Annotated in this window: 18 protein-coding genes; 6 read left to right on the forward strand and 12 right to left on the reverse strand. The window is 71.2% G+C overall.

The features are described from left to right. Positions 1 to 149: 149 nt before the first annotated feature. Both CIK71_RS13780 and mca read right to left on the reverse strand, forming a co-directional pair. On the reverse strand, positions 150 to 692 hold the full coding sequence (locus CIK71_RS13780) for a hypothetical protein (RefSeq protein WP_096166253.1): 543 nt from the start codon (positions 690 to 692) through the stop codon (positions 150 to 152). Beyond that, positions 689 to 1,600: a mycothiol conjugate amidase Mca gene (gene mca, locus CIK71_RS13785; RefSeq protein ID WP_096166254.1), complete on the reverse strand. Its 912-nt coding sequence runs from the start codon at positions 1,598 to 1,600 to the stop codon at positions 689 to 691. The genes CIK71_RS13780 and mca overlap by 4 nt, the downstream gene beginning before the upstream one ends. Positions 1,601 to 1,806: 206 nt before the next feature. Here mca and CIK71_RS13790 point away from each other — a divergent pair, with 206 nt between their 5' ends. Continuing rightward, positions 1,807 to 2,199 (forward strand): DUF4307 domain-containing protein, encoded by a 393-nt coding sequence (locus CIK71_RS13790; protein WP_096166255.1) that lies wholly within the window; start codon positions 1,807 to 1,809, stop codon positions 2,197 to 2,199. Between the two features lie 329 nt (positions 2,200 to 2,528). After that, positions 2,529 to 3,017, forward strand: coding sequence for a transcription elongation factor GreA (gene greA / locus CIK71_RS13795; protein WP_096166256.1), 489 nt, complete (start codon positions 2,529 to 2,531; stop codon positions 3,015 to 3,017). A 229-nt stretch (positions 3,018 to 3,246) separates the two neighbouring features. Here the strand turns inward: greA and CIK71_RS13800 are convergent, their stop codons facing one another. Beyond that, a complete protein-coding gene (locus tag CIK71_RS13800; RefSeq protein WP_096166257.1) occupies positions 3,247 to 4,761 on the reverse strand; it encodes an AI-2E family transporter in 1,515 nt (504 codons plus the stop codon). Positions 4,762 to 4,907: 146 nt separating this feature from the next. Between CIK71_RS13800 and CIK71_RS13805 the strand changes: the two genes are divergently transcribed. Continuing rightward, positions 4,908 to 5,804, forward strand: a complete 897-nt coding sequence (locus CIK71_RS13805) for an ABC transporter ATP-binding protein (protein WP_096166258.1) — start codon at positions 4,908 to 4,910, stop codon at positions 5,802 to 5,804. Then, the gene (locus tag CIK71_RS13810; RefSeq protein WP_096166259.1) at positions 5,789 to 7,501 is read left to right on the forward strand and encodes a hypothetical protein; all 1,713 of its coding nucleotides are present in this window, start codon (positions 5,789 to 5,791) and stop codon (positions 7,499 to 7,501) included. Before CIK71_RS13805 ends, CIK71_RS13810 begins: the two co-directional genes overlap by 16 nt. Positions 7,502 to 7,702: 201 nt before the next feature. Here the strand turns inward: CIK71_RS13810 and CIK71_RS13815 are convergent, their stop codons facing one another. The 8 genes from CIK71_RS13815 to CIK71_RS17785 all read right to left on the reverse strand — a co-directional run bounded on the left by CIK71_RS13815 (position 7,703) and on the right by CIK71_RS17785 (position 15,300). Then, complete coding sequence (locus tag CIK71_RS13815; RefSeq protein ID WP_096166260.1) at positions 7,703 to 8,254, reverse strand: GNAT family N-acetyltransferase; 552 nt, start codon at positions 8,252 to 8,254, stop codon at positions 7,703 to 7,705. Between the two features lies 1 nt (position 8,255). Next, complete coding sequence (tsaB, locus tag CIK71_RS13820; protein ID WP_096166261.1) at positions 8,256 to 8,948, reverse strand: tRNA (adenosine(37)-N6)-threonylcarbamoyltransferase complex dimerization subunit type 1 TsaB; 693 nt, start codon at positions 8,946 to 8,948, stop codon at positions 8,256 to 8,258. Beyond that, positions 8,948 to 9,514: a tRNA (adenosine(37)-N6)-threonylcarbamoyltransferase complex ATPase subunit type 1 TsaE gene (gene tsaE, locus CIK71_RS13825; protein WP_096166262.1), complete on the reverse strand. Its 567-nt coding sequence runs from the start codon at positions 9,512 to 9,514 to the stop codon at positions 8,948 to 8,950. Before tsaE ends, tsaB begins: the two co-directional genes overlap by 1 nt. Further along, positions 9,511 to 10,683, reverse strand: coding sequence for an alanine racemase (alr, locus tag CIK71_RS13830; RefSeq protein ID WP_096166263.1), 1,173 nt, complete (start codon positions 10,681 to 10,683; stop codon positions 9,511 to 9,513). Before alr ends, tsaE begins: the two co-directional genes overlap by 4 nt. Before the next feature lie 13 nt (positions 10,684 to 10,696). Beyond that, complete coding sequence (locus tag CIK71_RS13835) at positions 10,697 to 12,184, reverse strand: NAD(P)H-hydrate dehydratase (RefSeq protein WP_096166264.1); 1,488 nt, start codon at positions 12,182 to 12,184, stop codon at positions 10,697 to 10,699. Then, positions 12,181 to 12,786, reverse strand: a complete 606-nt coding sequence (locus tag CIK71_RS13840) for a holo-ACP synthase (protein ID WP_096166265.1) — start codon at positions 12,784 to 12,786, stop codon at positions 12,181 to 12,183. Before CIK71_RS13840 ends, CIK71_RS13835 begins: the two co-directional genes overlap by 4 nt. A 218-nt stretch (positions 12,787 to 13,004) precedes the next feature. Beyond that, positions 13,005 to 14,882 (reverse strand): glutamine--fructose-6-phosphate transaminase (isomerizing), encoded by a 1,878-nt coding sequence (gene glmS / locus CIK71_RS13845; protein ID WP_096166266.1) that lies wholly within the window; start codon positions 14,880 to 14,882, stop codon positions 13,005 to 13,007. A 124-nt stretch (positions 14,883 to 15,006) separates the two neighbouring features. After that, on the reverse strand, positions 15,007 to 15,300 hold the full coding sequence (locus CIK71_RS17785) for a hypothetical protein (RefSeq protein WP_176485655.1): 294 nt from the start codon (positions 15,298 to 15,300) through the stop codon (positions 15,007 to 15,009). Positions 15,301 to 15,419: 119 nt separating this feature from the next. Between CIK71_RS17785 and coaA the strand changes: the two genes are divergently transcribed. Next, positions 15,420 to 16,376, forward strand: a complete 957-nt coding sequence (coaA, locus tag CIK71_RS13855) for a type I pantothenate kinase (RefSeq protein ID WP_096166267.1) — start codon at positions 15,420 to 15,422, stop codon at positions 16,374 to 16,376. A gap of 543 nt (positions 16,377 to 16,919) precedes the next feature. On the opposite strand, the gene glmM is transcribed toward coaA, so the two are convergent. Then, positions 16,920 to 18,266 (reverse strand): phosphoglucosamine mutase, encoded by a 1,347-nt coding sequence (glmM, locus tag CIK71_RS13860; RefSeq protein WP_096166268.1) that lies wholly within the window; start codon positions 18,264 to 18,266, stop codon positions 16,920 to 16,922. 147 nt (positions 18,267 to 18,413) lie between these two features. Here glmM and CIK71_RS13865 point away from each other — a divergent pair, with 147 nt between their 5' ends. Further along, the gene (locus CIK71_RS13865; protein ID WP_096166269.1) at positions 18,414 to 21,788 is read left to right on the forward strand and encodes a DEAD/DEAH box helicase; all 3,375 of its coding nucleotides are present in this window, start codon (positions 18,414 to 18,416) and stop codon (positions 21,786 to 21,788) included. Positions 21,789 to 21,854: the final 66 nt, after the last annotated feature.

Genomic DNA, 21,854 nt, shown 5'->3' on the forward strand with positions numbered 1-21,854 from the left:
GGCTCGACGGGCGACGGAGCACGAGCTACGAGCTACGAGCTACGAGCTACGAGCACTTTGCACCGAGCCTCGGGTCCTGGGCAACGCGGGACGTGCCACCGATGACGGGCGACGGACGCTGGGCAACGGGGTGTCCGAGCCCGCCGCGCTCACCGACGGTCGTCGTCCGGGTCGTCCTCCAGCGTGGTCCCGTGCTCGCCGGACACCCCGCCGTGCGGGGCGATGCCCTCCGCGGGATCCGGGTCCTCGAGGCTGCTGCGCTCATCCGCGCGGTCAGGAGAGGCCTCGCCACGGGCCGATGCCGTCCCGTCGGTCGACGCGTCATCCGCCGATGCCGCTCCCTCGGTCGCCCTCGCGGCCTCCTCCGCGTGCTCGGCCTCCTCCTCGTCGTCCACGTCCGTCTCCAACTCCGACTTCGCAGCCCTGTCGGCCTCTTCGGCCTTCTCGGCCTTCTCGGCCTCTTCGGCATCGACGCGCTCACGAGCCGCGGCGCGCGCGGACACGCGACGGGTGCGGCGGGTCATGTCGAGCACCAGCAGGACCACGACCACCGCCAGGATGAACATCGCGACGAAGCCGGGCAGTCCTGGCGTGACGGTCGCGGAGGTGAAGCCGCCGTCGTCCGAGGGGAACGGATCCGCCAGCACGACGCCCCGGCTCCCCACTGCCTCGGCGAGCTCGGCGCCGCTCATGCGCGAGCCTCGATCCGCTCATGGCGCAGGCCGGCGAACAGATCGTTCTCCGGGAGCTTCACCCCAATACGCGAGATGTGCAGCTCGTAGTCCTCGGTGCCCCACGCGGAGATCTCGGCGTCGTGCGTGATCCGGAAGAACGGGCCGTCGGGGTCCACCTGGGTGGCGTGCGCACGCAGCGCATCGTCGCGCACGCCGAGGTAGTCGCGCACATCGATGCGCGTCGTCAGCAGGCGGTCGGTGGATTCGTCGAAGCGGGCCATCATCTGCTCGAGCTCCTCGTTAGGAGCCCCGGAGGCACGCAGGTGACGGGCGACGGCGGAGAACCGCTGACGATGGAAACCGTTGATGTAGTAGAGCTTGGCGATCGCCCAGGGCGCGCCGAGCTCCGGGGCGAACTCGGGATCGGCGGCGAGGTCGAAGGCCGCCACGCTGATCCGGTTGACCTGGATGTGGTCCGGATGCGGGTACCCGCCGTTCTCGTCGTACGTGGTCATCACGTGCGGGCGCAGGCGGCGCACGGCCTCGACCAGCGGTCGGGCTGCCTCCTCGATGGGCAGCGCCGCGAAGCAGCCCTCCGGCAGCGGCGGCAGCGGGTCGCCCTCGGGCAGGCCGGAGTCGACGAAGCCGAGCCACTCGTGGTCCACCCCCAGGATCTCCTGGGCGTTGGCCATCTCCTGACGGCGCACCGACGGCAGGACGTCGCGCGTCAGGCTGGGGTCATCGCGAAGGCGCGGGTTCAGCACGTCCCCGCGCTCACCCCCGGTGCAGGTGATCACGGTGACCTGAGCTCCCTCGCGGGCATAGCGCGCGGTCGATCCCGCACCCTTGGAGGACTCATCATCCGGGTGTGCGTGGACGGCCACCATCCGCAGCGTCTCATCGGGGGTGGGCATCTCGACGGTCACGGTTCTCCTCGCAATCAGCTGGACGGGGACGAGGTTCCCCGAGAACCGGTGCGAGCTCGCGAAAGGTTCGCACCAGCGTCCGATCGTACGCCACTGCGCCTGCGGGTTCACGGGGTGGTACGGCCCGCGAACACAGGCGTGACAGGTCACTCCTCGCGCCTGCCGACCTGGGAGACCTGTCGGCCCGGGTCTGGGACACTGAGACCATGAACGGCACCCAGCAGCGCTCGGCGGAACGGTACGGCGCTCCGCGCATCTCGAAGCGCACGGCGCGTGTGCTGATCGCGGTGGCCGCGGCGGTGTTCGTCGCCGTGGTCGCCCTGGTGGGCTACTGGTCGGTGAGCGCCCCGATCCGCGCCGAGATGGTCGGCTACGACCACGTCGCCGACGACGTCATCGCCGTGGACTACCAGCTCACGATGAAACCGGGCACTGAGGCCACCTGCCGGATCCAGGCCCTGAACTCCGGTCGGGCACAGGTCGGCTTCGTCGAGACCCACGTTCCGGCGCAGAGCTCCCGCCACAGCGTGCAGCGGGTCGAGATCTCCACCCAGGGCGCCGCGGTCTCCGCCGAAGTCCTGGGCTGCGATCCCGCGTGACCGGCCCGCGCGATCCCGCGTGAGACCGGCCCGCGCGATCCCACCCGGGGACGCAACGCGGGCCTGTCGCGGGAGCTGCCGGCTCGCACGGCAGGCCCCTCATCGATCGGTCTGCGCACCCGGGACCAGCGGGTTCCTCGCACCGCGAAATCCTTCCCGGGTTCCCCGGAATCATGAATCGTCCGGTGTAAGGTACTCCGAAACCGGCATTGAGCCGGTGTTCATCACCCGCAGCACGGGGCGCATGAGGACATGTGCCCCGTGATTCGCGTATAGGGGCCCTTTCGACGTCCCGATGCGCGCCGACCGAAGACGACAGGAGTGAACCCATGAGCAGCCAGCCGAATGGCGCCTGGCTCACCCAGGACGCGTACGACCGCCTGGCCAAGGAGCTCGAGGAGCTCGAAGGCCCCGGACGTTCCGAGATCGCAGAGACCGTTGCTCTTGCGCGCGATGAGGGCGACCTCAAGGAGAACGGCGGATACCATGCCGCCCGCGAGGAGCAGGGGAAGATGGAGGCGCGCATCGCCGATCTCCAGCGGCTCCTGAAGAACGCCGTGGTGGGCGAAGCGCCGAAGGACGACGGCGTCGTCGAGCCCGGCATGGTCGTCGTGATCGAGATGGCCGGCAAGGAGCGCACGTTCCTCCTGGGCAACCGCGAGATCGCGGACAACGACGACCTCGAGGTCTATTCCACGCAGTCGCCGCTGGGCAGCGCGATCCACGGCTCGAAGGTCGGCGACACGGTGGATTACACCGCACCGAACGGGAAGTCCTTCCCGATCTCGATCGTCAAGGCCAAGCCGTACACCCCGTGAGCATCGGCGCTTGAGCATCAGCGCCTGAGCGTTCCGACGCCCGAGCGAGCGCAGCGCCGCCCCGCAGCGCATGAGAGAGGCCCCCGAACCCGGCATCAGCCGGATCGGGGGCCTCTCTCATGTCGTCCGTGCGGGCCGCCCGAAGGCGTCTCCGTCCGCTCGGTGTCTCCGTCCGCTCAGTGTCTCCGCCCGCTCAGTCCCCGACCGGACGAGGCCGACGGATTCTGGCTCATCTCCCGTCCGCTGAGTCCTGATCGGAGGGGGACGACGGGCTCTGGCGGTCCTGCGCGGGGGCCTGGCCGTCGCCGGTTCCGGCCGGACGGTCCGCGCCGTCAGGTCCGTCCTCGCGGCCGGTGCCGTCGGCCCCGTCGGAACGGCGCCGACCCTGGAGCGGCGCGGTGGCACCCTCGGCCGCGAGACCCTCACGAGCCCCCGCAGGAAGCGGAGCCGGTGCGGTCTGCACACCCTGCGAGGTGGACGCATCGTCCGACGCGGCTGCGCCCTCCGACGCATCAGGAGCGTCCGACGCGGCTGTGCCCTCCGACGCGTCGCCGTCGTCCGAGGCGTCGGCACCCGCGGTGACGTGGGCGGGGCGATTGCCTCCGAGCGAGGCGAAGTGGTCTGCGGCGATCGTGTCCACGCCCAGCTCCGGGCTCGAGTCGCGGCCGACGAGGTACAGCAGGGTCGCGTTGACGAACGCGATCAGCGGGATCGCGAACAGAGCGCCGGGGATGCCGGCGATCATCGCGCCGCCGGCGACGCCGAGGAACACCGCGAGCGGATGCAGCTCGACGGCCTTGCCCATCAGGATCGGCTGCAGGATGTTGCTCTCGAGCTGCTGAACCACCAGCACGATGCCGAGCATGATCAGAGCGAAGATCCAGTTCTGCAGCACCAGGACGATGAGGATGGCGATCGCCCCCGAGGCGATCGCACCCACCAGCGGGACGAAGGAGAACAGGAAGACGAGCAGCCAGATCGGCACGGCATAGGAGCCGAGACCGAGGAAGACCATGCCTATCGCGATTCCCGTCGCATCGACCGCAGCGACCAGGATCTGGGTGCGGACGTAGGCCGACAGCGCCTTCCAGCCGCGACGGAACGCCTCATGGGTGGGGACGCGAGCCGCCGGGGGCAGCAGACCCACCGTCCAGCTCCAGATCGACGAACCGCTGGAGAGCAGGAAGAACAGGGTGAACAGCAGCACCACGACGCCGGTGGCGAGGTTGCCGAGGACCGCTGCGGTGCTGACGGCCGAGTTCAGCACCGTGTCCGCGTTGTCCTGCAGCTTGGCGAGGCCCTCGTCGATCGCCGAGTCGATCATCGGCGCATCGATCTGGAACGTCGTCGTCGCCCAGGTCATGACGGACTGGAAACCGGTGACGGCCTTGTCCTGGATGTCGGCCAACTGGGTGATCAGCTGCCGCCCCGCGAGGGTGAACATGCCCGAGATGACCAGGAGCAGCCCCAACAGCGCGATGCCGCTGGCCGCTGTGCGACCCAGGAACGTGTAGCGGGTCAGCAGCTTGACCACCGGAGTCAGCAGGCAGGCCAGCAGGACGGCCAGGAGCACCGGGATCACGATCGTCGTGACCTGTAGCAGACCCCACAGGAGCAGTGCGGCCGCGGCGACGATCACGATGATCCGCCATGACCAGGACGCAAGCCGTCGGACCCCGAGCGGGATCTCCTCGACCTCCGGTGCGAGGCTCGGTGCCCGCGAGGTGGGGCTCAGCTTCGACATGGGATTCCTTCCATCGGGCCAGTGCGGCTCTGCGCATCCTAATCGGCTCCGCCCCCTGGCGTGCAGGTCACCCATTCGACGAAGGTCGGGGGCCCCGTGACCGACCGATGGAGAGCGTGAGGTGCTCGTCTCGGTAGCGTGTTCCCATGCACACCGTCGACCCCTCCTCCTCGGCCTCCCCCGGATACCCCGATCCCAGCACGCCGCAGTCGGGTGAGCGGCCTGCCGCCGATCCGGCAGCGGTCACCGGCGTCGCCGCCCCGGTCTCGGCCGACGCCGCGGTCTCCGCGCAGTCGGCCCTGTCGATCCGCGGGCTGCGCAAATCCTTCGGCTCGGCCGAGGTGGTCCACGGGATCTCCCTGGACGTGCCCCGCGGCTCGTTCTACGGGATGGTCGGCCCCAACGGCGCCGGCAAGACCACCACGCTCTCCATGGCGACCGGTCTGCTGCGACCCAACGGCGGCACCGCCCACATCCTCGGCACGGACATGTGGGCGGATCCCACCACGGCGAAGGCCCAGATCGGCGTGCTCGCGGACGGTCTGCAGACCTTCGACCGCCTCACCGGACGCGAGCTGCTCACCTATGTGGGTCTGATCCGCGGGATGGAGGCCGATGTCGTCGAGGAGCGCAGCCTGTCCCTGCTGACAGCGCTGGACCTCGCCGGCGAGGACGGCAAGCTCGTGGTCGACTACTCGGCCGGCATGACGAAGAAGATCCTGCTGGCCTGCGCGCTGCTGCACGCGCCCCGGCTGCTCGTGCTCGATGAGCCCCTGGAGGCGGTGGACCCGGTCTCCGCACAGGTGATCCGGAAGATCCTCACCGCCTATGTGGACGGCGGCGGCACCGTGGTGCTCTCCAGCCACGTGATGGAGCTGGTCGAGGGGCTGTGCAGCCACGTCGCGATCATCGCCGACGGCCAGCTGCTGGCGGACGGCACGCTCGACGAGGTCCGCCAGGGCGGCAGCCTCGTCCAGACGTTCATCGATCTCGTCGGCGGCGGCGACGTCGCGGAGGGGAGCCTGTCATGGCTGGAGTCCTGAGCAGCGAGCACGTCGCGACCGCCTCGGCGACGGACGTCCGCCACGGCGCGATCTCCCAGAAGTCCCTGGTCCGCCTGCTGCTGACGCTCAAGTGGACGCTGTGGAAGCGCTCCTACCGCAAGAACATCGGCAAGCTCATCGGCACCCTGATCGGGGTGCTGTACGGCCTCGGAGGCATGGTGGGCCTCGTCTTCGCCTTCCTCGGTGCCACGCTGTGGAGCGGCGAGGGCGACCTGTTCCCGATGATCATCCGCGGTCTCGGGGCGCTGACGGTGCTGGTGTGGTTCCTGCTCCCGGTGCTGGCCTTCGGTCTCGACGACACCCTGGACCCCCGTCGTTTCGCCCTGTATCCGCGCTCCGCCAAGGAGCTCCAGCCGGGCATGTTCGCCGCGGCCGCGCTGAGCCTGCCGAGCATCTTCACGGTGCTCGCCGTCGCGATCGCCACGGCCTTCGAGGTGCTGTGGCTGGTCGTGTTCGGCCAGGGTGCGGGTTGGATCGTCGCCGCCGTGGTGCTGCTGATCCCCGCCAACCTCGCCGGCATCGCCCTGTGCCTGCTGCTGCCGCGCGCCTGGTTCGCCCATTCGGCGAGCCGCGCCTCCTCCCGCAGCGGCCGCGAGATCGGCGGCATCATCGGCATGCTGGTCATGTTCGCCGCGATCTACGGCTTCTCGCTGAGCATGCAGAAGGTCGCGGAGATCGACGTCGACTTCGTGCAGCGCTGGCTGCCCGGGGTGGTGGACGTGCTGGCCTGGACACCCTTCGGCGCCTTCTTCGCGGTGCCGATGGATCTCGCCGAGGGGCACGCGCTGCGGGCTCTGCTGCGCGCGGTGATCGGCATCGCCACGTTCGCAGTGATGTGGCAGTGGTGGCGTCGCTCGCTGGATGCCTCGCTCACCTCGGCCCTGACCGGTGATGCCTCCTCGGGCACCACCAAGGTCTCCTCCCTGGTGCCGCGGTTCGTGAAGCCCTCCGCTTTCGGCGCAGTGCTGGGGAAGTCGCTGCGCTACTGGCGGCGCGACACCCGCTATCTCGCCGCCGTCGGCATCTATCCGCTGATCATCGTGTTCTTCGTGGCGATGGGCCTGATGCTCCCCGAGTCCCGCCCGATGATGCTCGCGATGACCGTGTTCATGTGCGGTCTCAGCGGCATCTCCCTGTGCAACGAGATCGGCTTCGACGGCCCGTCAGGCTGGGTGAACATCACCGCGAACCTGCCGGCGCGCGCGAACATGCTGGGGCGCGTCGCGGCCATCGCCGTGATCATGGTGCCCGCGGTGGTCGTGGTCACCGTGGCGATGCCGCTGCTGTACGGCATGGGGCACCTGGTCCCGCTGGTGGTGCTGGCATCCCTGGGCACGATGATCACCGGATGGGGTGCCGCGGTCGCGGTCGCCGCGATCCTGCCCTATCCGGCCTCCTCCCCCGGCACCAACCCGATGAAGGACAAGTCCGCCTCGAGCGCGAATGCGATGCTCACCATGGCCATCGCCATGGCCGCGGTGTTCGTGCCGCAGATCCCGACGATCATCCTGGCGATCTGGGGACTCGTCGTGGGCAGCGAGATGCTGCTGCTGGTGGCCGGTCTGGTCTCGGTCGTCGTCGGTGTGGTCGCCTTCCTCGTCGGCCTCCGGCTCAGCGTGGTGCGGCTCCAGGCGCACTACCCCGACCTGTTCCAGAAGGTCCGCGACTACCTGTGAGGCAGTGCCCGGCCGCTTGCGCATTCGACAGGCGGCCGGGCTTGCGATGGAGCAGCCGACCGGTCAGGACGCCCGATGGTCCGGCCGACGGGCGAACCGCCTGGCACGCGATCGCTCAGGCTCTCAGCCAGGCAGGCGGCAGGAAGTCGGCAGCCACGCATTCACCCGGTCACACAGTCAGGCAGTCAGGCAGTCAGGCAGTCAGGCAGTCAGTGAACGCTGCATGACCAGGGCATCGATGCGTCGGCCCCGGATCCGGTAGTAGCCGCGGCGACGGTCGATCTCCTGGTAGCCGGCCCGTGCATAGAAGGCTCGCGCGCGGTCGTTGTCCTCCCGCACCTCGAGCAGCATTCGCTCCGCCCCACCGCGCCGTGCCTGCTCCTCGCACCAGGCGAGGAGGGCGCGGCCGATTCCTGCTCCCTCGCGGCGGGTGCCGATGGTGTGCAGATCCGCCAGGTCGCCGGTGAGCATGATCCCGGCGTAGCCGAGCAGCTCGCCCGTCGCGTCGGCCCCCTGGGCGGCGACCACGTAGCGCCGGTCGGGATGCGCGATCTCCTCCGCCAGCTGGAACACGTTCCAGGCTTCGTCGGGGAACAGGTCGAGCTCGGCGACGGCGATCTCCTCGACGTCGGCGAGCGTCGCCGACCGCAGGGACCACTCCCCCGAGATCTGTCCGCCCGTGGGCGCCTCCCCGGGGCCCGAGGCGTCCGGGTCGTCGGCTCGGCGGCCGGGCTGCTGCGGTCGGATCGCCATCTCAGCGGCCCAGCGCGCTCTTGCGAGCTGTGGGCTTCGCGGCGTCGGGCTCGCGCAGGTACATCGGTTCCGTGCTGGAGAGGTCGGTGCCCTGGGCGGTCAGCTGCGCGGCGGCGAGGATCAGATGCCCGGCGTCCGCATGCACCAGCTCGGCGGTCGCCGGGAGGAGCTCCGGGTAGAGCGCGGCGCCGGAGCCGACCAGCAGGTCGCAGGCCGCGAGCTCGTCCGCGATCGATGCGGGGGCGGCGACAGCGGGCTCCGCCTCGCGGGTCACGCGCCCGTCGGCGTCGCGGCGGTATCGCGCGAAGTACACCTCGCGCCGACGCGCATCGAGCGCCACGCCGACGCTCGCACTCTCGGTGCCGGCTCCGGCGAGCGCCTGATGGGCCAGGGCGTCCAGCGAGCTGAGCCCGTGCAGCGGCACGTCCAGGACGCTCGCGATGCTCCGCGCGACGACGAGCCCCACCCGCAGTCCGGTGAAGGGGCCCGGCCCGCGACCCACCACGATGCCGGTGAGGTCGCTGCGCTGCGCGCCGGCAGCGGCCATCGCCTCGTCGATCAGGGCCAGCAGCACCTCGTCGTGATGGCGGGAGCGTTCGTCCCCGCGCACAGCACGGATCGTCGGCTCGCCGTCGACGGAGCCCGAGGCGACGGCGACGCTCACCGCACCGGAGGTGTCGATTCCCAGCAGCATCAGCGGTTCTCCTCAGGGGTCGGGCTCTCCGTGAGACGCGCTCCCACGGGTGTCAGCGCGGCGGCCAGCTGGTCACGGGCGGCCTCGTCCCAGCGCTGTCCGCTCGGGGTGATCCGCAGGGTCCGGGGCTCGTCGGGATCGTCGGGGTCGTCGACCTGGTCGGGGCGCTCCAGCTCGAGCAGCAGATACGAGTCCACGAGGTGCTCGACGCGATCGCGGCCCCATTCGACGACGGTCACCGCCTGGTCGAGGTCGGCGTCGAGGTCGAGATCGTCGATGTCCCCTCCCCCACCGAGGCGGTAGGCGTCCACGTGCACGAGGGCGGGGCCGCCGGCGAGGCTGGGGTGCACGCGCTCGATGACGAAGGTCGGGGAGGCGACGGGGCCGCGCACGCCCAGGCCGTCCCCGAGGCCCTGGGTGAAGGTGGTCTTCCCGGCGCCCAGCGGACCGTCCATGACGAGCAGGTCACCGGCGCGGAGCACCGCGGCCAGGGCGACCGCGACAGCGCGCGTGCCGTCGGCGTCGACCGTGCGGATCTCGAGGGTGCCGTTCCCGCTCCCGGTCATGCGCGGACCTCCCGCGAGACCCGACCGGCGACGGAGGTGAGGATCTCGTAGGGGATGGTCCCGGCGGCGCGAGCCCAGTCATCGGCCGTGGTCGCCGCGGGCCCCGTAGGCGCTCCCTCGGCGTCGCCGAAGAGGAACACCTCGTCACCGGCACAGGCATCGGAGTCCGGGCCGAGGTCGATGACGATCTGATCCATGCTGATGCGGCCCACCTGCAGGGCACGGCTGTCCGCCGAGGCGGTGCGCACGAGCACCTCGCAGCGGTCGCTGGCCACGCGGTGCAGGCCGTCGGCGTAGCCGATGGGAACCAGGCCCAGTCGAGTGCGGCGGTCCGTGGTCCGGATCCGCCCGTAGCCGATGGTCGTCCCCTCCGGGACCTCCTTGACCAGCGCGAGCCGGCTGGTGAGAGTCATCGCCGGGCGCAGCGGCACGTCGGTCGGCACCGGAGGGTAGCCGTACAGGGCGATCCCGGGACGCACGAGGTCGCGGTGCAGATCGGGCCGGGTGAGCAGGGCTGCGGAGTTCGCGAGGTGCTGCAGCGGGATCGGCCCCACCTCCTCTTCGAGCGCCTCGCAGGCGGAGTCGAAGCGCGCGACCTCCTGATCGGTGGAGGGGTCCGACGGATCATCCGCATCGGTGAGATGGGTCCAGGCGGCGGCGATCTCGATGAAGTCGTCCTCGCGCATGGCCGCACCGATCTCGCGGACCTGCTCCGGGAGCACGCCGTTGCGTCCCATGCCGGTGTCGATCTTCAGGTGCACACGGGCACGGCGATCCGCCTGGCGGGCGGCGGCGGAGACCAGCTCGAGCATCGCGGAGGAGCCGACGGACACATTGATCCCCGAGCTGATCACCTCGGGGAGCACCGTCTCGGCCGTGTGCGGCTCGTACAGCCAGGTCAGGATGTTCACGTCGAGACCGGCGCGGGACAGTGCCAGGGCGCTGGCGGGATGGGCGACGCCCAGCCAGGTGGCGCCGCCCTCGAGGGCGGCGCGGGCCGCGGTGAGCATGCCGTGGCCGTAGCCGTCGGCCTTCACCACGGCCATCAGGGCGGTGTGCTCCTCGAGCAGCCCCGTCAGCGCACGCGTGTTCTGCGTGATCGCGGACGGGTCGATCACGGCCCGGTTGGGCACGTGCCGAGGGTCCTCGGCGGGGATCGGAATGGTCATCGGGCTCCTTGGATCACGACAGGGCGTCCGTCAGGATAGCCCCGAGCGCGGCCGGGAGGCGGTCGGCGACGTCCAGGGCGACCAGGGGCAGGCGGCCCCCGGAGGACGCGAGGAGGCCGGCGCGGCCGTGGAGGATCGCCGCGGCCGCCGCCGCATCGGGACCGTCCAGGCCCGCGGCGAGCAGGGTCCCGAGCGCTCCGGCGAGGACGTCCCCCGTGCCGGCGGTGGCGAGCTGCGAGGTGGCGTCGTCCTGCGCCCGCAGCGGTCCGCCGTCGCCCGGGGCGATGAGCGTGATCGCCCCCTTGAGCAGCACGGTCGCGCCGGTCACGGCCGCGAGAGCGGGGGCGAGGTCGGCCCCGGGCAGACCGGGGTCCACGTCGAGCCGGGCGGCGATCCGCTCGGCCTCGCCGCGGTGCGGGGTGAGGACGACGTGCTGCCCGAAACGATGATCCGCCGTGAGGGCGTCGAGGCCTCCGGCGTCGATCACTCCGCGCTCGAGGTCGCCGCCCACCGCCAGGATGTCGACGCCGTCCCGGGTGCGAGGATCCTCACCCGACAGTCCGGGGCCGACGACGAGGGCCTGCGTGCGCCCGATCTCCTCGAGATCGATATGCGTGCTCGGATGCCCGATCACTTCGGGGCGGGTATGCAGCACGAGGTCGAGGACCTCCTGAGGGGCGATGAGTCGCACCATCCCGGCGCCGGAGCGTGCGGCCCCGGAGGCGGCGAGCACGGCGGCACCGGGAAAGCGCGGACTGCCGGCGGCGATCGCGACCACCCCGCGCGTGTACTTGCTGGCCTCGCGCCCGGGATGCGGCCACAGCGCGGCGACGTCGGCGCTCTCCAGGCGCTGCACGGCGGGCTGCACCGGCAGCTGGTCCTCCACGCCGATGCCGACCAGGTGGAGGTCGCCCGCGAGCTCGGCGCCGCCGGGCAGCAGCAGCCCTGCCTTCACGGCCCCGAAGGTCACGGTCTCCACGGCCGGGAGCGCTCCGGACGCGGCGCGGCCGGTGGTCGCATCCACGAAACTGGGCAGGTCGACGGCGAGCACGGGGACGCCGCTGCGTCGCACCGTCTCGAGCAGCGGGGCGAGGCGTGCGGGGATCTCGGGGCGCCCTCCGAGGCCGACCATCGCGTCGAGCACCAGATCGGCGTCGGCGAGGCGCTCATGCAGATCCTCGGGGCCGAGATCGGAGAGGGCATGGACGGTGCCACCGGCAGCGCGGAGCGCATCCTCACCCTCGACATGCAGGTCGTCCCCGGTGGCGATCACGTCGATCCCTGTGCCCTCGCGACGCAGGATCGCCGCGGCGTGGAGAGCGTCGCCGCCGTTCGCTCCGCGCCCTGCGAGCACGAGCAGACGGGGCTCCTCCCGAGTGCGCAGGCGTTCCGCGATGCGCCCGGCGAGGGCACGGGCCGCACGCTGCATGAGAGCCTCACCGGCCGCGAGCAGCGGCTCCTCGGCAGAGCGGATGGCCTGGGCGGTGTATCCGGTGATCATGACTCCCCCTCGTCGGCAGGTCCTTCGTCCGCAGATCCTGCGTCGGCGGATCCTTCATCGGTGGATCCTCCGTCCGCAGAACCGGTCGCGTCAGGTCGGGCTGCTCGCGTCGCGTCGAGCAGCCCGGGCCCGGCGAGCCCGGTCGGCGACGACCCTGCGGTGCCGGCACCGCGCTCGGCGACGACGATCGCCGTGGCGATGTGCCCGTCGTGCGAGAGCGACAGGTGCAGATGCTCCACGCCCGCTGCCTCGGCCGCGCGCAGGGTCGCCCCGCGCAGTCGCAGGAAAGGTCGGCGGACCGTCGTGCGCTCGACGGTGACGTCCTGCCAGGAGAAGTCCCCGGGGGCACCGAGCGCCTTGCCCACGGCCTCCTTCGCGGCAACGCGGGCGGCGCGGGAGGCGTCGGAGAGGTCACGCTCGCGCGGGGTGAACAGGCGCGCCAGCAGTGCCGGGGTGCGCTCGAGCATCGCCGACAGCCGCGGGATCTCCACGACGTCGATGCCCACGCCCACCACGGTGCCGTCCTCACGGGGCGCGAACGCCCGGCCCCCGAAGTCGTCATCGGGGCCGGGCATCGGCGTCGCGGTCGGGAAACTGCTCATCCTCGCAGTATCACACTCGGACCAGGGAGTCGGTGAGAGCGCAGGTCACAGGCTCGTGCCCGCCGCTGCGAGCATCTCTGGCCGCCGGGCATCACTCGCGGCAGTCGCTTGCGGGCGTCGCTCGTGAGGGTCGCTCGTGAGGGTCGTTCGGGGAGCGTTCGTGAGAGCTGCTCCTGGGAGTCGCTCACGGACGCTCACTCAGGGTCGATCGCGATCGATCACTCGACGGTGACCGACTTCGCGAGGTTGCGCGGCTGGTCCACGTCCAGGCCCTTCGCGGTCGCGAGCTCGCACGAGAAGATCTGCAGCGGGATCACGGTGAGCAGCGCGGCGAACAGGGTGCGGGTGGCGGGCACCCGGATCACCTCGTCGGCGTAGGGCACCACCGCGTCGTCGCCCTCCTCGGCGATCACCAGGGTGCGGGCACCGCGGGCGCGCACCTCCTGAATGTTCGAGACCACCTTGGAGTGCAGCGAGTGGCGACCGTTCGGGGAGGGCACGATGACGAACACCGGCTGCCCCTCCTCGACCAGTGCGATCGGACCGTGCTTGAGCTCGCCGGCGGCGAAGCCCTCGGCGTGGATGTAGGCGATCTCCTTGAGCTTGAGCGCGCCCTCCATGGCGGTCGGGTAGCCGACGTGGCGGCCCAGGAACAGCACGCTCGTGGCGTCCTTCATGTCCTGGGCGAGCCGCTCGACCTGGGAGGAGCTGTCCAGCACCTGCTGGATCTGGTCGGGGATCTGCTCGAGATCGCTCATGAGCGCCGCGATCTCGTCGGGGTAGAGGTTGCCGCGCACCTGGGCCAGGAACAGGCCCAGCAGGTAGCAGGCAGCGATCTGGCCGAGATAGGCCTTCGTCGAGGCGACGGCGATCTCGGGGCCGACGTGCAGGTACAGCGCGGCGTCGGATTCTCGCGGGATGGTCGAGCCACGGGTGTTGCACAGGGCGATGACCTTGGCGCCCTGCTCACGGGCGTGGCGCACGGCCATCAGGGTGTCCATGGTCTCGCCGGACTGCGAGATGGCCACCACGAGGGTCTTCTCGGTGACGACGGGATCGCGATAGCGGAACTCATGGGCGAGCTCCACCTCGGTGGGGATACGGCACCAATGCTCGATCGCGTACTTCGCGACGGCACCGGCATTGGCGGCGGTGCCGCAGGCGACGACGACGATCTTGTCGACGCTGCGCAGCACGGAGGGGTCGATGTCCATCTCGTCGAGCTTGAGGGAGCCGTTCTCCAGGCGTCCCAGCAAGGTGTCGGCCACGGCGCCGGCCTGCTCGTGGATCTCCTTGGCCATGAAGGAGGGGTAGCCGCCCTTCTGGGCGGCCGCGGCGTCCCACTCGATCGTGTAGCGCGCGGCGTCGGTGACCTCCGCGCCATCGAAGCCGATGATCCGCACGTCGTCCGCGGTGACGGTGACGACCTGGTCCTGACCGATCTCGAGCGCCTCCTTGGTGGAGTCGACGAAGGCGGCGACGTCCGAGCCGAGGAAGTTCTCGCCGTCACCGAGACCGACCACCAGCGGGGAGTTGCGGCGGGCGGCGACCACGGTGTCCGGGGCATCGCGGTGCACGGCCAGGAGGGTGAAGGCGCCCTCGAGGGAGGCGGCGGCGCGGCGCATCGCCTCGGTGAGGTCGCCGGTCTGCGTCATCTCGCGCGCCACCAGGTGGGCGGCGGCTTCGGAGTCGGTCTCGGAGGCGAAGCGGAAGCCGTCAGCCTCGAGGTCGGCGCGCAGGGTCGCGAAGTTCTCGATGATCCCGTTGTGCACGACGGCGAGCTCGTGGTCGTGGCCGCCGAGGTGGGGATGGGCGTTGGTGTCGGTGGGGCCGCCGTGGGTCGCCCAGCGGGTATGGGCGATCGCGACGCGCCCGGTGGTCTCGGTGCTGCCGGAGCTCTTGGCGAGCGCCTCGCGGAGGTTGGCGAGCTTGCCGGCGCGCTTGGTGACGCGCACGGCGTCGTCATCGATCACGGCGACACCGGCGGAGTCGTATCCGCGGTACTCGAGGCGGGCGAGGCCCTGGAGGGCGACGTCCACGGGACGGGAGGAGGGGGCTGAGGCCTTCGGGCCTGCGTATCCGACGATTCCACACATGCTGCTCACGCTAATGATCAGCGCCCCGATTCTCGGGCCCAGGGCCGTTCTGCCGCGAGGCCTTCCTCACCTCTGCCGGGTCCCCTGCCCGGGGATGGTCGAACGTGAGCACGGTCGGTCACGTTCATGCACGGGCCTCGTCCATGCACTGACTTGTCGACGCGCCCTCCCGCCTCGCCGGTCCGGGATCGGGGTCGGCATCGGGCTCGGGCTCGGGGTCGGCATCAGGATCGGGGTCGGGATTGGGCTCGGGATCGGGATTGGGATCGGGCTCAGGATCGGGATCGGGATCGGGATTGGGCTCGGCATAGGCATCAGGGTCGGTATCGGCCGACGAGGGCGACCCCAGCGCGCCCGCGACGGCGTCCTCGGCGCACTCGGCGCACTCGGCGCACTCGCGACGGTGCCCTGGGCGCACCGCCGACGCTCCTTCGGCGCGGGCTCGGCACGCTGTCGGCGCACTTTTCCTGCGCTTCCGGGTCGCTTCTCACAGCCAGATGGCGAGAAACGGTCCCCGATGCTGGGAGAATTGCCGACATGAAGGCCGGTTCAGCGTCGAGCACCGTCACCCCGTTCGAGGAGATCCCGCGGGAGGACTGGGCACGGCTGTCCCGACAGACCCCCCTGCCGCTGGTCGAAGCGGACGTCACCCGTCTGCGCGGTCTCGGCGAGCGCATCGACCTCCAGGAGGTCGATGCCGTCTACCGACCGATCTCGCGCCTGCTGAACATCCAGGTCGCCGCGGCGCAGACCCTGCGGCGCGCACGCGAGGACTTCCTCGCCCAGCCCCAGCAGCGCACCCCGTACATCATCGGCGTCGCCGGTTCCGTGGCCGTCGGCAAGTCGACCACCGCCCGCCTCCTGCGCGAGCTGATGGCCCGCTGGCCCGAGACCCCGCAGGTGCAGCTGGTGACGACCGACGGGTTCCTGCTGCCCAACGCCGAGCTCGAAGCACGCGGGATCATGGACCGCAAGGGCTTCCCGGAGAGCTATGACCGCCGCGGCCTGCTGCGCTTCGTGGCCGACGTGAAGTCCGGTCATGACCGCGTGGAGGCTCCGGTGTACTCCCACCTGACCTACGACATCCTCGAGGACGAGCGCGTGGTGGTCGAGCAGCCCGACGTGCTGATCCTCGAAGGCCTGAACGTGCTGCAGCCGGCCCGCCCCCGTCGCGACGGACGCCTGGGCATGGCGGTCTCGGACTTCTTCGACTTCTCCGTCTACGTCGACGCTCGGGTCGAGGACGTCCAGCGCTGGTACGTCGACCGCTTCCTCCAGCTGCGACGCACCGCGTTCTCCGACCCCCGCTCCTACTTCCGGCGCTACGCCGACCTCTCCGATGAGCAGGCCGTGCAGACGGCGCAGCGGATCTGGCGCACCATCAACGGCCCGAACCTCACCGAGAACGTGCTCCCCACCCGCGGCCGCGCGGACCTCGTGCTGCGCAAGGACGGCAGCCACCACGTGCACTCGGTCCTCATGCGCAAGGTCTGAGCCCGCCTGCTCCCTTCGCACCCTGCAGGGTGCGCCGCACCGCGCGCGACCTGCATCCACCCGCAACGAGCGAGCGGCGAGGAGCGAGTGGCAAGTGGCAATCGGCGAGCGACGAGCGGCGAGTGGCAAGTGGCAATCGGCGAGCGGCAAGCGGCAAGCGGCAAGCGGCGAGAAATGTACCGCTACGACCGATGCCGGGCCGAGCATCGGTCGTAGCGGTACATAACTCGGTGGCAGAGGCGCCACGGCCCGCCCTGGGCACCTCGGCGAGCCGGAACGCCGTGAGGTTCCGGCCGTGGGCTGGACCCGGGCGGCTTGCAAGGGCCGGAACGCCGCGAGGCCCCGGCGCCGTGCAGTGTCGGGGCGACGTGGGGTGCCGGGCCGCCTGCAGGAGCCGGGGCGCGGGGAGTCAGCGGCCGGATGTGGGCCGCAGTGCCAGAGGCCAGCGCGGTCAGAGGTCGGCACGATCAGGGGCGGACGCAGACGCCAGCGCGATCAGACGCCAGCGCAGTCAGACGCCAGCGCAGTCAGGCGCCAGCGCAGTCAGAGGCCGACGCGGTCGCGGACGATCGTGGCCAGGCGCTCGGCCATCTCGGTGGCGACCTCGTCGGACGGTGCTTCGACCATCACCCGCACGACGGGCTCGGTGCCGGACGGGCGCAGCAGCACGCGACCGGTCTCGCCCAGCTCCGTCTCGGCGGCGGCGACGGCGTCGAGCACGCCGCGGTCGATCGTGGCGCGCGCCTTGTCGACGTTCTTGACGTTGAGGAGCGCCTGCGGGAGGCGGGTCATGACGTCGGCCAGCTCGCGGGAGGTGCGGCCGGTCTCGGCCATGCGCTGCAGCAGGTGCAGAGCGGTCAGCTCGCCGTCCCCGGTGGTGGCGTGCTCGGCGATGATGACGTGGCCGGACTGCTCGCCGCCGATGGAGAAGCCGCCGAGGTTCATCTCCTCCAGCACGTAGCGGTCGCCCACACCCGTCTGACCCAGGATGATGCCGTGCTCACGCATGGCGAGCTTCAGGCCGAGGTTGCTCATGACCGTCACCACGAGGGTGCTGTCGTGGAGCTTGCCCCGCTCCTTGAGGTCCAGGGCGAGGATCCCCATGATCTGGTCGCCGTCGATGACCGCGCCGTCGGCGTCGACCGCGAGGCAGCGGTCCGCGTCGCCGTCGAACGCGACGCCGATGTCCGCACCGTATTCGCGCACCGCCGCCTGGAGGGGCTCGAGGTGGGTGGAGCCGACGCCGTCGTTGATCAGTCCGTCGTCGCTGCGATCGCCGATCACGTGCACGGTCGCGCCGGCCGCGCGCAGGGCCAGCGGTCCGGTGACGCTCGCGGCGCCGTTCGCGCAGTCCGCCACGACCGTGAGGCCCTCGAGGGAGCGGTCCAGGGTGGAGACGAGATGCTCGACGTACGCCTCGACGGCACCCTCGTAGCGGGAGATCGAGCCGACCTCGGTGCCCTGCGGACGGTCCCACTCCTCGCCGAGGCGGGCCTCGATGGCGTCCTCGACCTCGTCGGGCAGCTTGACGCCGCCGCGCGCGAAGAACTTGATGCCGTTGTCCGGCGCAGGGTTGTGCGATGCGGAGATCATCACGCCCAGGTCCGCCCCGGTGGACTGGACCAGGTAGGCCAGGCCCGGGGTGGGCAGCACCTCGGCGTCGAGCACGTCGACCCCGGCGGCGGCGAGTCCGGCGCAGACCGCCGCGGAGAGGAAGTCCCCCGACGGGCGCGGATCGCGCGCGACGATCGCCCGGGGGCGCGTGCCGCCGAAGGCTCCCAGGGTGCCCAGCACGTGAGCGGCGCCCACGGACAGCTCGACCGCGAGCTCAGCGGTGATGTCGACGTTCGCGCGGCCGCGCACTCCATCGGTTCCGAACAGTCGTGCCACAGGTGTTCTCCTCACGAGGACGGGGATGTCATCGTCCCGGCGGGGCCCGCCGTGGAGCACGGCCCGGGCCAGGAGTTCGCTGTGAGACTACCCGCTGAGACGCCGCCGTCCCGGCATGAAGGCCGCGGCGCAGTTACTTTGGTAGGTATGCCTGATCCAGTCCTCCTCCCCCGTCTGCTGCCGTCGGCGATCAGCCACCACGTGGGCGACCGCTCCGCGGGCCGAGGACTCGCGCGAGCCCGCGGCGGGCGCGTCGAGGATCTCGTCTGGGACGGCGAGTCCTCGACGGTCACCGCGGACGTCACCGATGACGGCGGAACCGTCCAGCACGCCCGGGTCCTGCTCGAGGAATATGCCGACGACTCCGTCTCCCGGCGGTTCCTGCCGTCGGCCCCCGGAGGGCTCTGGCGCCCGCGCGGCTCCCAGTGCAGCTGCCCGTCGGAGGGGAGCTGCGAGCACGTCGCCGCGCTCCTGTACCGGCTCAACGACCTCGGGGACCGGGCCGAGAAGTCCGCGCCGCCGGCCGAATGGCGCAGCGTGCTGCGCCCCCTGCTGGCCGGCACCAGCTCACGCACCGGCGCTCCGGCGACCGCTCCGCGTCCGCTGGCGATCCGTTTCGATCTCGAGGCCGGCACCGGCGGCGCCGGAGCGTCCCGTCAGAACCGCGAGCCCGCCACGGCGGCGGATCTCGACTCCGACGCCGACCTCTGGCTGGGAGTGCGTCCCCTGACCCGCGGCCGTAAGGGCACCTGGATCAAGGGGGAGCTGTCCTGGCGGACCTTCGAGGGCCGCCTGGGCGGCCGCGAGTACGACGCCGTGCAGTCCGAGGCCCTCACCCGCGTGTTCGCCTCCGCCTCCGCCGAGCGCTCCTATTCCAGCGGGGCGATCGATCATCTGTGGCTGAACACGATCACCTCGCCCCTGCTGTGGCAGTCCCTGGTCCATGCTCGCGACGCCGGCGTGGAGTTCCTCCCCGGCAGCGGTCTGACCTCGATCACCCTGCTGAGCAGTGCCGATGCGGGTCTCGACCTGCAGGTCGTCGACGAGTCCGGCGACCTCGACGTGACGCCGCGCGTGGACCTCGAGGGCGAGCACGCACCGCATGCCCGGCTGATGGGCGCCGCCGGGGTGCTCGACGTCGCACCGCACGGCGAGGACGCCCTCGCCGCCCGGATCGCTCCCCTGCCCTCACCGGTTCCGCGCACCCTGCGGCCGCTGCTGCAGCGCCGTCGGCCGCTGCGGGTCCCCGCGGCCGATCGCGAGTCGTTCCTCGAGGTCGCGTACCCGAAGCTGCGCTCCCTCACCTCGGTGACCAGCGTGGACGGCAGCGTCCCGCTCCCGGCGGCGCGGCGCCCCAGCCTGCGTCTGACGGCGTCCTATGCCTCCGGCGACCGGCTCACGCTGCGGTGGTCGTGGCACTATCACGACCCCGACCGGGTGCTGCCGATCGACCAGCGCCAGGGGGCGCACCGGGACATCGCCCATGAGGAGGCGGTGGTCGCCGAGGCGATGACGCTGTGGCCCCAGGCGGGCTCGGAGACGCCCGAGCTGCTCAGCGGTCCCGACACCGCCCTGTTCTCCGAGCACGTGCTCGACGCGCTCGACGCGATGGACCATGTCGAGACGGAAGTCGTCGGCACCCGCCACAGCTACCGCGAGCTCGACGGCGCGCCGAAGGTGCGGGTCACCCAGCAGGCGTCCCCCGGCAAGCACGACTGGTTCGACCTCGGCTTCGAGATCACGATCGAGGGGCGTTCGATCCCCTTCCCCTCGCTGTTCGTCGCGCTCGCCCGCGGCCGCAGCAAGCTCCTGCTCCCGGACAAGACCTACTTCTCGCTGGACCATCCGGCCTTCGACACGCTGCGCGAGCTGATCCGTGAGGGCGAGGCGCTCGCGGAGTGGGAGCCCGAGCGCCAGAGCCTCAGCCGCTTCCAGGTCGAGATGTGGAACGACCTCGAGGAGATGGCCGACGAGACGGATGCCAGCGCCGAGTGGGATCGCACCGTCGGCCGCGCAAAGGAGCTCGCGGAGACCTCCGCGCCGGCTCTGCCCGACGCACTGCATGCCGAGCTGCGCCCCTACCAACTCGAGGGCTACTCCTGGCTGGCCTTCCTGTTCGCCCACGGCCTGGGCGGCGTGCTGGCCGACGACATGGGCCTGGGCAAGACCGTCCAGACCCTCGCCCTCATCGCCCACGCCCGGGAACGGGCAGGCGCTTCGGGTGCCGCGGGCGCAGCAGACGCTGTGGGTGCTGCGGGTGCTGCGGGCGCCGCCTCCGCTCCCCCGTTCCTCGTCGTGGCGCCCTCCTCCGTGCTGCCCGTCTGGCGGCGCGAGGCGGAGCGCTTCACTCCGGGTCTGGACGTGCGCGTCCTGGACCGCACCCGCGCCGCTCGTGGCGCGGACCTGGCCTCCGAGATCGCCGGCGCCGACGTGGTGGTCACCAGCTACGCCGTGCTGCGCATCGATGAGGAGGACTTCGCCGCCCGCCCGTTCCAGGGCTTCGTGCTCGACGAGGCGCAGTTCGTGAAGAACCGTCGCTCCCGCACGCACCGTGCCGCCAAGGGCGTGCGCGCCGATTTCCGGCTCGCGATCACCGGCACCCCGATGGAGAACTCGCTGGACGACCTCTGGTCGATCCTCGACCTGGTCACCCCCGGTCTGCTCGGCGGCGCGAACGGCTTCCGCCAGCGCTACACGCTGCCGATCGAGACCGGCGAGCATCCCGACCGGATGGAGCTCCTGCGCCGACGGGTGCGTCCGTTCCTGCTGCGCCGCACCAAGGAGCTGGTGGCCACCGAGCTGCCTCCGAAGCACGAGGAGGTGCTCACCGTGACCCTCGGCGAGGAGCACCGGGCGGCGTACGACTCGGTGCTGCAGCGCGAGCGCAAGAAGGTGCTAGGCATCCTGGACACCGACCTGGACCGGCAGCGGTTCATCGTGTTCCGCTCCCTCACCCTGCTGCGGATGATGGCGATCGATCCCGGCCTGGTCGATGCCGAGGCCTACGCCGATGTGCCCAGCTCCAAGCTGGAGGCTCTGTTCGACCGGCTCGAGGAGGTCATCGGCGGGGGTCACCGGGTGCTGCTGTTCAGCCAGTTCACCTCGTACCTGGACCGCGTGGCCGACGAGCTCTCCGCACGCGGCATCGGCTATGCGCACCTCGACGGCTCCACCCGGGACCGCGACGGCGCCGTGGCCGGCTTCCGCGAGGGCGACGCCCCGGTGTTCCTCATCTCGCTGAAGGCGGGCGGCTTCGGCCTCACCCTCACCGAGGCGGACTACGTGTTCCTGCTGGACCCGTGGTGGAACCCGGCGGCTGAGAACCAGGCCGTGGACCGTGCCCACCGCATCGGTCAGGAGCGCCAGGTCATGGTCTATCGGATGGTCGCCGAGGACACGATCGAGGAGAAGGTGCTCGCGCTGCAGCGCCGCAAGGCCGAGCTGTTCGACGCCTTCACCGACGGTGGGGACGCCTTCCGCTCCGCGATGACGGCCGACGACATCCGCGAGCTGCTCGGCTGAGCCTGCGCCGGGCCGGACGACCCTCTCCGTTCGATGCTCGGCCGGGCTCGACGGCTGCTCTCCCGG

Source organism: Brachybacterium alimentarium, from assembly GCF_002332425.1.
GTDB lineage: Bacteria > Actinomycetota > Actinomycetes > Actinomycetales > Dermabacteraceae > Brachybacterium > Brachybacterium alimentarium.